Raw genomic sequence first — 14,432 nt, 5'->3', positions numbered from 1 at the left:
TACTACTCTTGTTCGACTACTTGCAATGGAAATTAAATCATCCATAATTTTAAGAACTTCAATAATGGAATAAAGGCAAAAGGAGAGCCGCAAAAATCTCTACGGAATCTCACTGGGGGAGCATTGAAAAAAGTAAAACTGTTTAAGGAGTATCTCGGCTCCACCCCTATAATGAAAACTCCTAAGGGTGGGCTTCAGAATTTAAAGAAGGAGCAATTTAGTAATTAACTTTGTGCTTCTTTACGTTCTGCTATTTATAGGGAAAATCGAACCTTACTCTTATGCAAATTCATCTCTACAATGACCTTCACATCCATCAATTACTTTTCCAGAAAAAGTAGCGGAAGTCACAGCAGCAAGTGATGATGTAGAAATACCTGAAGCTGTAATTATTGGAATTAACGGAATTTCTGTGGACGTTGTACTTAGAACAGTTGTAGATGAAGTAAGTGAAAATAGACTAATTTGAGCAGTAATAGTATATACATGATCTCCTTTTGGAACATTTGAATCGATGCATTGAAAGGTTGTTGTAGCTGCAGGCGAGGCTCCTGTTGTGGAAGATAAAGGACGTAGAGCTATGTTGTAAAGTCTGGTAACGCTGGTAGTAGAGGTTACAGTACTTGGAATAGAGGCCGAGTATAGAAATGATTTAACATCCGTTGAAGTGCAAATTAATTCCCCATCGCGATATACGTTAAATGTAATGGGTACTTCCAGTACATAATTTATTGTCGCTTCGTTGGTAGTAACTACTTCCTCAGTGATTGGAATAATTGCCTCAATAACAGAAATTCCTCCTAAAGAAGTTATCCATTTGATGGTTGAAATTAATTCTACACGGTCCTCTGAACCTATACCTTTTAAATTTAAAGGAATTTGTAATCCTGTTTCCGAAGTTCCCCGGGGGATCGATATGACTACGGAAGATGGTGTTTCTGCCGTATTATAATATTTAAGCAAACCTTCACATTCCCTTTGGTAATGATTGTTAGAATGATGTCTCATTTATTCACCTCCTTTTCCATTGTGAACGATGTAAAGTGAACTACCTATTTTCCGTGTTTAATAGCTCAGGATCTAAATCATCTAAGATAGTCGTAATATCGATTAATGGTATAAATGCTACTGCCGCAAATATCCCCTGTCCCTGAACCCTCGTAATTGAAGCAGCTAATGCAAGAATATCTTCTTTAACGCTGGCTACATAGCCGCTGGTGAAGGTTCCTCCTGTTTTTAGAATGCCTATTGGATCCCCAATTTTTGATTCTAGTATTTCTTTTAATTTCAAAACACTTCTATATTCTGAACTTGAATGCAATTTTATTCACCCTTTGTATTAGTGTTTGCCCTGTATTCCTGTGAGAAGACACGTTCCGTTTCATTGAGAAGCGTAACCACTTCTCGCAGTGGAATGAAGGCTAATGGCAAAACAATAGTATACTCCTCAAATATAGAAACGGTCCTCGTCAATGTGAGAATATCATCATCTATTCCCGCTACTACACCACTAGTCGCACTTGCGCCTGTGGTAACTACCATCACTCTTGATCCTATTTGAGTTTTAAGAATATCCTCTAATTCCTTCACAGCTTTATGCCTTTCATTCACAACATCCACCTACCTTGTTTTTAAATTTGTAATTGTTCTATCCCTGTTTTATGCAGGGGGGAAACGATTAGGTTTCATCTGGCGCTGCCTCTACAGATTGTTTAAGGTGCCGGCATGGCCGGCACCTTAAGAGAAGTTGAGACTAGATAAGTTCCACATAGTCAATGTTTAAAATGTTGTAAATCTTTAGCGAGCCAGTGTTGACTCCTTTAACGTTAATTGCCTTAACGAAACTCTCATCAGCATCTAAAATAGTAACCGTTTCTACTGAACCATTGGCAAAGATTCTTACTGTTTTGTCTCTCAGAGCATCCAACTGATCTGAAAAACTAACTCCAACGCTACCATAAGCACCCATAAAAACACCTCCTTAATAGTATTTGTTACTATTCTATTAAAATGTAGGATTAATGAGTCGGCTATTGACTATTTTTGGTAATATTTCAATAAGTTAGAAATATATTTATTGATGAGCTGGTATATATGACCCGAATTATGTGTTATAAAATACATCCTATCAGTTTATATGTGCCGCTAGGATATTAAGTAGTAGACACTTAGACTCGCTAAACCGAAAACGTAATTGAAATACATTTCTAATTAAGGATATTAGACCTCTACTACACGAATAGTTACATATTTTTTATTTTGTAGATGAGTCACTCAATGAGCTGTTTCTATTTTGAAAACGGATTTATATAGTAGGGTGAAGTGCAAGGAAGATTGAGGTATTTCTGCTAGGTAATGACGTGAGAGAGATACATGAGGAGCAGGTTTTCACAGCTACTTACACTTTCAGTAGTAATAATATCTCCGAAAGGTGCCCAAAAAGCACGGCAAATAATAGTTATCACCATGCGCATTTCTCATGTATAGTGAAAGTATAAAGCAGGAATAGTGAACGCGGTCTAAATATATCAAGGGGGAGATAGAATGCGAAGGATCATCTTATCGACCGAAAGCGGAGCCGACTTACCAGGTGATTTAGAGGAACAATACGAGGTGCAAGTCGTTCCCATGCACATTGTTATGGATGGAAAGGATTATTTGGATGGTTCTTTGCCGGTCCAGGATATCTATGATTATTACAAACGTACGAAGAAAATACCCTCTACGACCTCCACGAATGCTCATGAGTATCAGGAATTCTTTGCAGCGATAAGAGAGAATTTCCCGGATTGCATCATTATCCATATTGGTTATACATCAAAAGCGTCTTCTTCTTTTCAAAATGCGGTCATTGCTGCGGAAGAATTTGAAGACATTTTTCTCATTGATGCTCTAAACGTTACTGGAGGATTAGCTGCGATTGTACTCTATGCTGCTGATTTATTAGAAAAAGAACCCGATATTGAACCGGAACGCTTAGTAGAAAAAATAGAGGGGATTGTTCCTAAATCAAGACTTGCTTTTATCCCAGGCAGCCTGGAATTCCTTAAAGCGGGTGGACGGGTAAGCAATACGGCTTCTCTGATTGGAACTCTGTTGAAAGTAAAGCCTTGCATCGAGTTGAAGGATGGAAAGCTGATGTCTACAAAGAAGTACCGCGGGAAAATGAGCAGGGCTACTGAAAAACTCTTGAGGGATCACTTCAATGAATTCAACCTCGATAAAGAACAGCTTTATTTTATCTACTCCATCGGGCTCGATGAAAGAATTAAGCAGCGGATGGAGGAGGTTGCCAAAGAAAACGGTTTTCAAAATATAAGATGGATCCAGGCGGGCGGAATGATATCGACGCATTCTGGACCCGGAGGCTTCGGGGTAGCAGGATTAGAACAATAGCACCGGCAGGGCCAATAGTGGATTCAGAAAAATTTGAAGCAGCTTGTAACGACATTACTCAGGGCTTCCCACCTTAGTTAAGAAAGTAGATAACTATTAAACTCTTCGTAATTCACCTCTTGTAAAGGTGGAACTTCTAAACACAGTTACCTCTTCCTTCAGTCATTATTCTGACTCCAAAGAATACACATGAGGGGAGAAGGAGTGACTGTTATGATTCTTAAAATGATAGACTTAAGTTTAATGGCTGGACACCTGCCTGTCCATAAAGCGGAAATGGATAAATTAGCATCGTATATTTGCAGCATTCAACACTCAGACATCAAGCAGGTAGCTACAGAGCAATACATGATCATGAAAAACCATGTGAAAGTTATGGTTGCGCTAATGAATCCTGAACAAAATGAAACCATTGGAATCAATGACTTACATAAATGGGAGCCTGTCCAGATAAACTGTCAAAAAAGATCCATTGGCATGAGTCAGGAGAATATCCTTAGAGAACTTGCTACGTCTGCCGAAACGATGGCTAATAAAAATTTCAATTCTGGATTAAGAATGAAAGCTGAAAATGTCAGGAATATTCATGTTCATATGGCTCTGCAGCAAATAATGATCCTCAATCGTTACATCGCCTTGATGGATAAATTCATGAAAGATACTGCCCCGGTGAGTTCACGAAAAGAGCAGGAAGAAACATACCAGACATTTAAAAACATGTTTAACCTGTGACAAGTAAGAACTTTCTTGTTTCAACTTAGTTTGGGATGACTGGATCTAGCAAAAAAAATTTACATAATAAAAAAGTCTCCATTACGAATTTTCGATATTAATGGAAGACTTTTTTGTTTGTTATTTTTAGTCTAACGGTTCTTAAATACATAGAACTTTATTTAGCTGTAAAGAAATAACGTGCTACAGCTCATGGTCGAAGCGCATTATTTATATTATCTCAGTTATCATTATAGGGCTTCAAACTTTTAATTCTTCCTTCAAATCACCTATCCTCATCTAGTTAAATGGATTTATTTTCCTCAAAGTGAAAGGAATTCCATTGACCAAAATTAAATTGGTTTAGACAACAAAATTTGGAGGAGGATGATGAATGATGAAGAAAAAAGTCTTAACGGTGGTGAGTACTCTAGCCCTTTGTACAAGTATAGCGTTGCCTACATACGCGGCAGGGAACCATCCAGGGACGCCCGAGCAGCAAACTTACAACAGCTCTGGTTTTACGGACTATGAACAGCTTGGAAAAAAACTAGAGAAGATTGAACATTCAAGCCAAGGTCGTGTAGAAGTAGAAGTAGTAGGACAATCCAACCAAGGTCGAGATATTTACCAAGCACGTGTCGGTAACGGTGATCGTGTCATTTTAATCGAAAGTGAAATTCACGGAAATGAGAAAACCGGCACGGAAGCGATTTTAAATCTACTTAAGCATTTAGGGTCCAGCAACTCCCCTGATGTGAAAGCCTTGCTCGAAGAGGTTACACTCGTCACGCTTCCTAAAATGAACCCAGATGCTTCAGAACTCGATCGCCGTGGGAATGTCATGTCGTGGGAGGAAGTATTACAGGACTTCCCTCAACTAGAGGAAGCTGATGGTCCGACGTGGAACCACTACTATTCGGAAAATAGAGCCACTATCCAAGGTGATGACTATGCATCTCAACCTGGATTTGATGTGAATCGCGATTTCAATCCAGATTTAGACTACACTCCTGAACCAGAAGATGTGCCAGGTTCTTCTTCAGAGCCTGGATGGTATATCACACCTGAAGCTCAAACGGTTCGTGATGTATATAAAGGATTAGAAGATGAATTTGGTAAAGTCGATGTGTTTGTAGACTTACATCACCAGGGACTTTACTACGTGGAAGGAACGTCGGACCCCGTCACACTGTCGCTGTCTGGACAATTTGTTCCTGACCCATCAAGCGAAGCAGGTGCTGAATATGCAGAGTACGAAGACACCTATAACTACGACTTCTCTCGTCAGCTGAATTTGGCTGCTTATGATGCGCTGCAATCTATGGGAAATTCTCCATTTGACAACATTACTCTGTACAGTCAAGGTCTGGACTTGCCGGGTACGGCACTTGGTTCTTTTGCTTTAAACGGAAGTGGAACCGTTCTTTTTGAAGTTACGGGACAAACACAAAGCATGGGACAAAAGAAAAAAGGAATGCTTGTTAAGGCCGTAGAAACAGGGTTACAAGCCATTATTGAGGGCGTAGCAGACGGCTCAGTAAATGAGCTTGATCCAGAACGCTACGAAGATATTCCAGAAACATCTTATCAACCAGGAATTTAATAGTAAAAAAGGGGCTGGGATAAACCCCCAGTAAAATAAACTGAAAGTGGTCCGCATTGAAATGATGCGGACCACTTTTTATTATGCTATTATATTTTGCCTCTCTTTAGGTTTATTAATGATTCCTTTCTGAAATTGAAGTTTGCCAGGTAGAAGAATGGTATTTAATTTAAAAACGTGTCAAAGCGTAAGCCCTGACACGTTAATTTATGTGTATCCATATTCTCTTTTGATCTAAGTCGAATAATCACTCATTAATTTGTGTTAAACGAGTGTGGTTTTCACCGCATTTTGTGCATTGAGTCCATAAGGTGTTTACCACTTTTTCAGAAAACTCTTTGGGAGATACCTTAATGATTACTTGTTCATGATTATAGCAATTCTTGCAATAATTTTTTATTAAGGATCCCACTTCATATAGTTTCAATTTATTCCTCCTCTCTAAGGTTAAAGAAGCAACAATAGGAATTTAATGGTAATATATTAGAATAATAATATCAAGTTCTAACGTGTAGCACAAGTCATTTAGCCATTCATTTAAGAGGAACCTGGGGAAGAAAGATGTTTTTCTATACGAAAAGGGAAAATATTTTATGTAAGAGGGAGCAACCAAGGATGACTTGAATGCTGGGGAGGACAGGTTGAAACTTACAGACGATCAGTTGTTTTGCTCTTTTAGATGGTCTCTAAGCTAGGGGAGCTTGCGAGTAGTTTAATACGTATACTTTGCTTTTCTTCGATGAAGACTAAACTAGGTTCAGCATCGTAGGGGAAATATTGGGCTAATTCAGGTTTTATATGAAGAGCACTAAAGAGATCAGACTCACTTTTAAACTTAGTTAAAGGGTGAGTAGTAATTTCTCCTTTGTCATTTAAAAAAGTAATAGCTTGATACTTATTATTTTTCAGGAAAACTATTAAATCCATTTTCACCATCCTAAATTGATTATTATATTACCCTAACATAATAATCGGAGCAGGTATCGTGTTTATAAGGATTGGGATTAATTACTAGCTAAACATCGTGATAAGTACACAATTAATCTAAAAAGCCTTTCAAAGGTTCAATGAACTTTTGAGAAGCTTTTTCTTCATCTTTTTAGGATTTGCATGTAAACATTATAGTTGTATCTATGCTTCTAATAGCCATTGAATTTCATCTACTCTTACACCAGGTGCAGTTAGGAAAGAGATGTAAGGTGTCGTTCTCCTGCAAGGTTGTGAAAAGAATTGACAGAGCCAGCCCCTTATCGTACGATACTTCCAAAGAGAAAACGTTTACTTATAAATAGGGGGCAAAAGGTTATGAATCCAACTATAAAGGATGTAGCCAAACATGCGAATGTATCCATTGCAACGGTTTCCAGAATATTAAATAGCACATCTGCCGGGTATTCGGAAAAGACAAAAAAGCTGGTAATAGAAGCGGTTGAGGAGCTTGGGTACAAACCCAATGCTATAGCTAGAGGATTGAAAAATACAAAAACACAAACCATTGGGGTGTTGTTCCCTGATATATCTGGAATGGTGTCTTCCGAATTATTACATGGAATTGAGAAAGTTACTCATAGCCTGGGGCACAGTGTGATCGTGTGTAATACCGCCTCTCAGGGAGAGAAAACGCTCGATTATTTAAAACTGTTAAGTGAAAAAAGGGTGGAAGGAATCGTATTTGCCAGTGAAGAAATTAAGGAAGAGTATTATGAAGCTATTAAAGGAATGAATATTCCTGCTGTTTTGGTTTCTACAAAATCTCCCAAACATCCGCTTCCCTATGTAAAAGTGGATGACCATGATGCTTCCTATACAGCTGCTTCCTACTTGATTGAAAAAGGGCACAAAAAGATAGGCATGATCAGCGGAATTAAGGAAGATCCAATTGCCGGTTACCCTCGAATAGAAGGGTTTAAAGCGGCGATGAAAGGCCAGCTAGGAAATGAAAACCCTCCAGTTGTTTCAGCTCAAGGATTTTCTTATGAAGATGGACTAATCATGTTTAGAAAGTTAATGGAGGCTGCTCCTGATACGACCGCGATATTCGCAGCAAGTGATGAAATGGCCATTGGCGCAATGGCAGCAGCCTATCGAATGAATATTAAAGTTCCTGAGGATATTTCCATTATAGGGTATGATAATTTAAAGATTGCTGAGATGGCGATCCCTCCTCTTACTACTTTATCCCAGCCTCTGAGGGAAATGGGTGAAAAAGCAACTGAATTACTATTCGAAGCCCTCGAAACAAGTAAACCAACCCAAAGCATTATTATGCCTCACCAAATTATCGAACGTGAATCCGTAAAAGTATTGCAGTAAGCAGCAATCACTTTTACGGATTATTTTTTCATTTAAAAGTAAACGTTTACTTTTTATTTCATATTTCTACTTCATAAATATTATGAATACTAGGATACTAGTAGCAGGAAGTTATCATTATCTTCCATAAATTGTTTAAAATATTCAAAATAATACTAGACAGATAATTATGTAAGCGCTTATACTGACAGTTAATAAGTAAACGTTTACTCAATTGAAAACAACCATCTGCCCGTCCGTTTGGTTTAGTTTTAGTTGTCAGTCTTTGAAGGTTAAAAATTTTAGAGGAGAGATTAAATGATAAAACGTTCCAAAAAGCGTAAAAAGGGCTTAGTAAGTAAAAAAGGGATTTTTTGTGTGCTTTCTACTTTTGCCTTATCTTCGGTATTTACTACAGCTGTGGGTGCCCAGGATAGTGAGTTTACTAGGCAAGGTTCAGGTCCGATGTATTTCTCTACCTATGAACATCAGCATGACAAAAATACATACATGCCTGAAGATCGGTTTAAGGATAATATTGATTGGATGGCCGAAAACTTTAAGCCTTATGGTTACGATATGATCGCAACCGATGGATGGATTGAGGGAGCGACATTACTCAATAAAAACGGATATGTGGTCAGTCATAATGATAACTGGATGAAAAGACCATTAAATATGGATGGCAGTGGAGAAGAGACTGCAGATGGACTATTGGTGAATGGAGATTTTGAGGCTGGGAATACAGAAGGATGGAATATAGAAACAGAGGCTTCTACGGGCGTGGATGCCAACGATGCCTATGAAGGGTTAAAGCTGTATGTTTATGATCCTGAGCCACATACCGCGAGAATATCTCAAACGATAGAAGGACTGGAAAATGGGAATTATACGGTAGAGGCACGAGTGAAGTTTCCTAATGACGTAGAAAATTACTTAGATGGTACAAGTTCAGCGGACATGAAATTAACGGGGTATAATGGTTCAACTGATGAACAAGTAATACAACTTAATGATGGATTAGCCAATGAATATGGAGAACCCCGTTACGGGCTTTTTGAATTACAGGCTACTGTAAATAATAATCAGCTGACAATTGAATTTAATATAGACGCTCAAGGACAGCACAGTTCCTTCCAATTAGATAACGTCCAATTGTATAAGACAGGGGAAAAGCCTGAAGAGGATGAGAGTGAAGAAGAGTTCCAGTATCCTCAAGAAAAGTATCCAGAAGGACATACTTGGGATTTTTGGGGCGACTATATTAAAGAAAAGGGTATGGATTTCGGAATCTATTACAATCCTCTTTGGGTTAGTCCAGAAGTTGTGAAAAATCCGGAGAAATATATTGTGAAAGGAACGGAGGATAATCCTGATGGGCCTACATATGTAGCAGAACTGATTGATCAGGGAGATCCAGATGATCCGACAGACGGTGACCGTTTTAATGGCGGACAGGGCAATGAGCGGGCTCTTTACTGGCTAGATGTCGAACACCCGGATGCCGAGAAATATGTAAAAGGATATATCGACTTTTTCAAAGAGCAGGGTGCGGACTTTTTAAGAGTTGATTTTATTTCATGGTATGAAGACGGCATGGACCCAAATCTTGGAAAAGTAGGAGAACCTCATGGACGCGAGAATTATGAGACCCATTTAAAGTGGATGTCTGAAGCTGCTGAAGAAAATGATATGTTTTTAAGTTTAGTCATGCCTCACCTCTATAATCATGGCGAATTGGAAAGAAAATATGGGGATATGATTCGGATCAATGAAGACTCGTTTGGCGGCGGGTGGAACCATATTAGCGAAAGAAGACAGGAGTGGCAGGAAGGCTGGTCTCAATGGGCCAACTCATTCCAGGGATTTACAGGATTTTCTGATATTAGCGGAAGATCCAACATGATTCTTGATGGGGACTTCTTAAAGTTAAATACATTTGAAGGGGCAAATGCAGAAAATGAGAAGAAAACAACCTTATCTCTCTATACTTTAGCAGGATCTCCTATAGCAATCGCTGATCAGTATGACACTATTAAAGATAATTATAAGTACTATCAAAACACCGAGCTTATTGAGTTTAATAAAATGGGTCTGGCTGGCAAACCGATCTACCATAGTGCAGAGCATTATGGCGAATCCAATGACAGTCGCGACAGCGAGCGATGGGTAGGACAGCTTCCTGATGGTTCATGGGCGGTCGGTTTATTTAACCGACAGGAAGAACAACAGACTTTTGACTTTAATTTTGAAAAAGAGCTTGGAATTAAAGCAGGGCATGTACGTGATGTATGGACGCATAAAGACCTTGGGATTCAGTCTGACTACTCTGTAACACTCGCTCCACATGACAGCGTATTTTTAAAAGTTATTCCTAATCAGGAAGACAAAGCTTTTGAAGCGGAAGCAGCTTCTTATACGTATGGTGTAGAATTTGCTAAGGAGAAAAGCGGCCATGCCGGGTTCGGGTACCTTAGCGGCTTCAATGAAGAGGAAGAAAGTGTGACCTATGCCGTTAGTGTTCCTGAAACAGGAACCTATAACCTGAACTTGAACTATTCAGCTGAAGAAGATAGTGAAGCAGCTGTTCAGGTTAGAGAAGAAAAGAGCGGAAATACTACAGATAGTCAGAGTGTGACATTACAAGGAACGAACGAGAACTGGAAGGAGAAAGGAACAGAGGTTCAACTTCAAGAAGGTACTAATCTTATAGAAGTAGACTATAATTCCGGTAGTTTTGATTTAGATTCCTTAACGTTAGGTGCGCCAACAGATAAAAATGCTCCAACTTTAAGAAATGGTACATTTAATCATGGTTTTGATCATTGGAGCCGAAGCAATATGGTGAATACTTCTATTAAGGATGGAGCTCTTGAAATTGCTGGCGATAAGGATTTCTCCTCCGACGTTTGGCAGTATGCTGTTCCAAAACCAGGGACCTATACGCTGACTGCCGATGTACAGAGAAACAGCAGCTTCGATGAGGCTATTCTCTATGTGAAGAATGGAGAAGAGACTCGTAAAGCTGATATTTCAGAAACAAATAGCATGTCTAAAGTTACGATTTCCAATATTAATGTCGCTAAAGGTGATGTTCTTAAAATTGGAAACCTGGTCAGTGGTCAGGCGGGTGGTTCATTGACGCTGGATGATGTTCAGCTTACACCGGTGGAAGACCATAATTCATATGTTACTATCGTAGATAAAAATAAAAATAAGGTGGAAATCCATAATAAGCACTTGGAGTCAGAGGTTCCTTCTTATTACGTTCGACTAGAAGAGAAGTCAACACCTAGAAAAGTGCATGCGGCCGGTCGAAAGTATAAAGAGGTCAGCAGCTTAGAAGAACTGAAAACTAAAGAAGAAACTTATTTTTATGACGAAGAGACCAAAGAGCTGTGGGTAAATATTCCGAGTAGTGAACGAAAGAAAGTACAAGTGAAATTTTAGGATGGGCATTCGTACCCTGGTCTACAGATGACGCTGTGCGGTCCAGATTAAATAGGACATTGCGTTACAAGACGGATTAGAATAAGAAGTACAAGGCGGATCGCTGTGCCTTGTACTTCTTATTTAATATTCCGACTTTACCTGTCTTGTTCATTAGTCATTTAAGTTATATAATGAGAGCATATTCTTATACATAAAGGAGGGAAAGTCATGCATACGTTCACGTTAGACATCAAAAGTGAGAGTAAATATCTTCTTTATATGATGTCTATTATTGGAATTTCAGCCGTCCTCGGGACAAGTGTGTCCTTTTTTAGCTGAAATTTCATAGAAGTGAACGTACGTATGAACTCCTAAAAATAGCGAAGACAGCCGCACGGGAGTATTTCCGTGTGGCTTTTTATGTATAAGAGAGGACGAATTTCAATGTTTAAAACAAAACGTAATATTTACATGCTGTATGGTTATATATTTTTTGCGCAGTTATTTTTTGACCGTGCCTTATGGGTTATTTATCTAGGCGACAGAGGAATGACGTTCGGTCAAATTGGTTTATTAGAAGCATTTCTTCACTTAGCGATTGTTCTATTTGAAGTGCCTACAGGGATGATTGCAGATTTGTACGGGAGAAAAGCAAGTCTCTTGATCGGAAATTTGTTTAGTATTTTTTATGGACTGTTTATGTTAATTAGCGGAACGTTTTCGATGTTTACGCTGGGCTTTTTATCCATGGGACTTATGATCACTTTCCATTCAGGTGCTGAGCAGGCGTTTGCTTACGACACCTTGAAAAATGAAAATCGTGAGAAGGAATACACGAAGGTGATCGGTACGATGACAGCTCTTGCTCTGTTGTCGCTCAGCTTTGCCAAATTTCTCGGCGGTTTTATGGCGGAGATCAGCTGGGAATGGGTATATGGCTCAACCATCTTCACACACATTCTTGCGTTAATTCCTCTTTTTTTATTGAAGGAACCGGAACGTGAAAAAACGGAAGACGTCGCTGGGCGCTGGTATAACCAGTGGATTCATCAGTTTAAATTGGGTGTGAGAGTATGGAGAAATAATCCGGTCATTCATCATCCAGTAGTGTTATTTATCCTGGCAAGCGCGGTAATGGTGATTATCGTTTTTTATGGTCAGGAATACTTCATTCAGTTAGGTTACTCTTCCGTTGTCGTAGGAGCCGTATTTACGGTGGAAGGACTGCTCGGGGTCGTGATGGCGAAGATTGCTTATAAGGTCGAAGAACGATTTAAATTCTTCAATATCCTGTACTACGGTTTAGGACTTTTCCTTTTATTTTTCGTCCTATTCATTTTTGCCACAGACTGGGCAATCCTATTATCGTTTCTTTTCCTTGCCCAGCTGCTGAGTCTGTTCGAACCGATCTTCAGCTCATTTGTGCAAAACTTCTTGAAAAGTAACGTCAGATCCACGTTCTTTTCGTTAATTGGGTTAGTGGAGAGCTTTATTATCATGATCAGCTTTCCGCTATTCGGATTTGTGATTGAGCGGACTGGGCTTACCGATGGTTTCGCTGGTTTGTTTCTTATATTCTTTGCGATGGCCGGGGGATATCTTTTAGTTCAAAGGTTTTTAAAGAGGTGATTTATGGAGCTTCTCATTCAGTGAGGAGCTCCTTTTTTGGTATGCAAGACGCGGGTACAATCTTTACGCAAGTCCGGACGTCTAAGGTAGTTGTAGACTTAGTCAAAGGGAAGAGTGTGGATGATTAAGTTTTATTATGGATTATTGTATGATCAATCTTGATAATTTATAAAATATTCAAAATAGTGTTGAAAATAAGAAATAAATCGTTTACACTAATTTGTAATCGATTACATTGAAGAAAGACAGAACAGGATGATTACGATAATGACAAAGATGAGTGATGTGGCTAAACTAGCTGGGGTTTCTACTGCAACAGTTTCTAGAGTATTAAGAAATCCTGAGACTGTTACAAAAACTACTAAGGAAAAAGTGCTTGAAGCAATTGAGGAGTTAAAATATCAGCCTAATATGCTTGCGCGCCATTTCCGGCGAAGTGAAACTAATACTATTTTAGTAGTGGTTCCTAACATAATAAATACGGTATTTGCAGAAATTGTGGGAGGAATTGAAGAAGAAGCTGCTAAAAATGGATATAGGGTGCTGCTCCGTAATTCAAATAATGAGATTGATAGTGAATATGGTTCAATTGAACACATGAAACAAAGACAAGTAGACGGCATGATTATGCTTTCACCTAAGTTAGATGAAGATACATTATTAGATATAAGTGAAAAATATCCAATTGTGTTAGCAACAGCTCATTTGGATGGAACAAAAATACCTGTAGTATCCATTGATAATGTCAGCAGTAGTAAGAAGGCTACAAAACATTTACTTAATCTAGGTCATAAAAGAATTGCTCATATCTCTGGTCCGCTATATTCTTTAATTTCAAAATACAGATTTAAAGGGTATAGGGAGGCAATGAAGGAAAATGGTATAGAGTTTGATACCAACCTTATTCGAGAAGGAGAATTTACGTTTGAATCTGGATATGAACAAACGCTAAAGCTTCTCGACCAAAAATTCCCTCCCACTGCTGTATTTGCAGCAAGTGATGAAATGGCTATGGGTGTTATAAATGCAGCAAAACATCGTGGAATCAAGGTCCCGGAGGAATTAGCTGTAGTTGGCTTTGATAATATAAAATTTTCTGCAATATTTGATCCGCCACTTACTACGATAGCTCAACCAAAGTTTGGGATGGGAAAAAGAGCAATGGAAATGCTCATTAAAAGATTTAATGGTGAGTCATTGGATCAAATGGAGCATACTCTACCTGACGAGTTAATTATTAGAGAGTCTTGTGGTGCGAAACTTAGAGAAGAATTATTGCATAACTAAAAAAAGTTTTGCAATTCAATAAATGTAATCGATTACATTTATTTAAAGGAGGTGAACTTTAGGTTAGGAAAGTATCTTT

Annotated in this window: 12 protein-coding genes; 7 read left to right on the top strand and 5 right to left on the bottom strand. The window is 38.7% G+C overall.

Features of this window, described 5'->3' with window-relative positions:
- Positions 1–279: 279 nt before the first annotated feature.
- The 4 genes from ACTWPM_RS13530 to ACTWPM_RS13515 form a co-directional block, all read right to left on the bottom strand.
- Positions 280–1,008 (bottom strand): hypothetical protein, encoded by a 729-nt coding sequence (locus ACTWPM_RS13530; protein ID WP_443133557.1) that lies wholly within the window; start codon positions 1,006–1,008, stop codon positions 280–282.
- A gap of 40 nt (positions 1,009–1,048) precedes the next feature.
- Positions 1,049–1,321 carry a hypothetical protein gene (locus tag ACTWPM_RS13525; RefSeq protein WP_443133556.1) on the bottom strand — a complete coding sequence of 91 codons (273 nt, stop codon included), beginning with the start codon at positions 1,319–1,321 and terminating at the stop codon, positions 1,049–1,051.
- Between the two features lie 2 nt (positions 1,322–1,323).
- Entirely contained in the window at positions 1,324–1,611 is a 288-nt protein-coding gene (locus tag ACTWPM_RS13520; RefSeq protein ID WP_443133555.1) for a hypothetical protein, read from the bottom strand.
- A gap of 142 nt (positions 1,612–1,753) precedes the next feature.
- Positions 1,754–1,969 (bottom strand): hypothetical protein, encoded by a 216-nt coding sequence (locus tag ACTWPM_RS13515; protein ID WP_443133554.1) that lies wholly within the window; start codon positions 1,967–1,969, stop codon positions 1,754–1,756.
- A gap of 575 nt (positions 1,970–2,544) precedes the next feature.
- On the opposite strand from ACTWPM_RS13515, the gene ACTWPM_RS13510 reads away from it, so the two are divergent.
- The 3 genes from ACTWPM_RS13510 to ACTWPM_RS13500 all read left to right on the top strand — a co-directional run bounded on the left by ACTWPM_RS13510 (position 2,545) and on the right by ACTWPM_RS13500 (position 5,713).
- The gene (locus ACTWPM_RS13510) at positions 2,545–3,396 is read left to right on the top strand and encodes a DegV family protein (RefSeq protein WP_443133553.1); all 852 of its coding nucleotides are present in this window, start codon (positions 2,545–2,547) and stop codon (positions 3,394–3,396) included.
- Between the two features lie 213 nt (positions 3,397–3,609).
- Positions 3,610–4,128, top strand: coding sequence for a hypothetical protein (locus tag ACTWPM_RS13505; protein ID WP_443133552.1), 519 nt, complete (start codon positions 3,610–3,612; stop codon positions 4,126–4,128).
- Positions 4,129–4,504: 376 nt separating this feature from the next.
- Positions 4,505–5,713 (top strand): M14 family zinc carboxypeptidase, encoded by a 1,209-nt coding sequence (locus ACTWPM_RS13500; protein ID WP_443133597.1) that lies wholly within the window; start codon positions 4,505–4,507, stop codon positions 5,711–5,713.
- Positions 5,714–6,388: 675 nt separating this feature from the next.
- Here ACTWPM_RS13500 and ACTWPM_RS13495 read toward each other — a convergent pair.
- On the bottom strand, positions 6,389–6,640 hold the full coding sequence (locus ACTWPM_RS13495) for a hypothetical protein (protein WP_443133551.1): 252 nt from the start codon (positions 6,638–6,640) through the stop codon (positions 6,389–6,391).
- Positions 6,641–7,018: 378 nt separating this feature from the next.
- Here ACTWPM_RS13495 and ACTWPM_RS13490 point away from each other — a divergent pair, with 378 nt between their 5' ends.
- The 4 genes from ACTWPM_RS13490 (at position 7,019) to ACTWPM_RS13475 (ending at position 14,353) form a co-directional block, all read left to right on the top strand.
- A complete protein-coding gene (locus tag ACTWPM_RS13490; protein ID WP_443133550.1) occupies positions 7,019–8,026 on the top strand; it encodes a LacI family DNA-binding transcriptional regulator in 1,008 nt (335 codons plus the stop codon).
- Between the two features lie 297 nt (positions 8,027–8,323).
- Positions 8,324–11,455, top strand: coding sequence for a CBM35 domain-containing protein (locus ACTWPM_RS13485; RefSeq protein WP_443133549.1), 3,132 nt, complete (start codon positions 8,324–8,326; stop codon positions 11,453–11,455).
- A gap of 426 nt (positions 11,456–11,881) precedes the next feature.
- Positions 11,882–13,066 (top strand): MFS transporter, encoded by a 1,185-nt coding sequence (locus tag ACTWPM_RS13480; RefSeq protein WP_443133548.1) that lies wholly within the window; start codon positions 11,882–11,884, stop codon positions 13,064–13,066.
- A gap of 267 nt (positions 13,067–13,333) precedes the next feature.
- The gene (locus ACTWPM_RS13475) at positions 13,334–14,353 is read left to right on the top strand and encodes a LacI family DNA-binding transcriptional regulator (RefSeq protein WP_443133547.1); all 1,020 of its coding nucleotides are present in this window, start codon (positions 13,334–13,336) and stop codon (positions 14,351–14,353) included.
- Positions 14,354–14,432 lie beyond the last annotated feature (79 nt).

Source organism: Halobacillus sp. K22 (assembly GCF_052246795.1).
GTDB lineage: Bacteria > Bacillota > Bacilli > Bacillales > Halobacillaceae > Halobacillus.
This window is presented reverse-complemented; position numbering and strand designations above follow the sequence as displayed.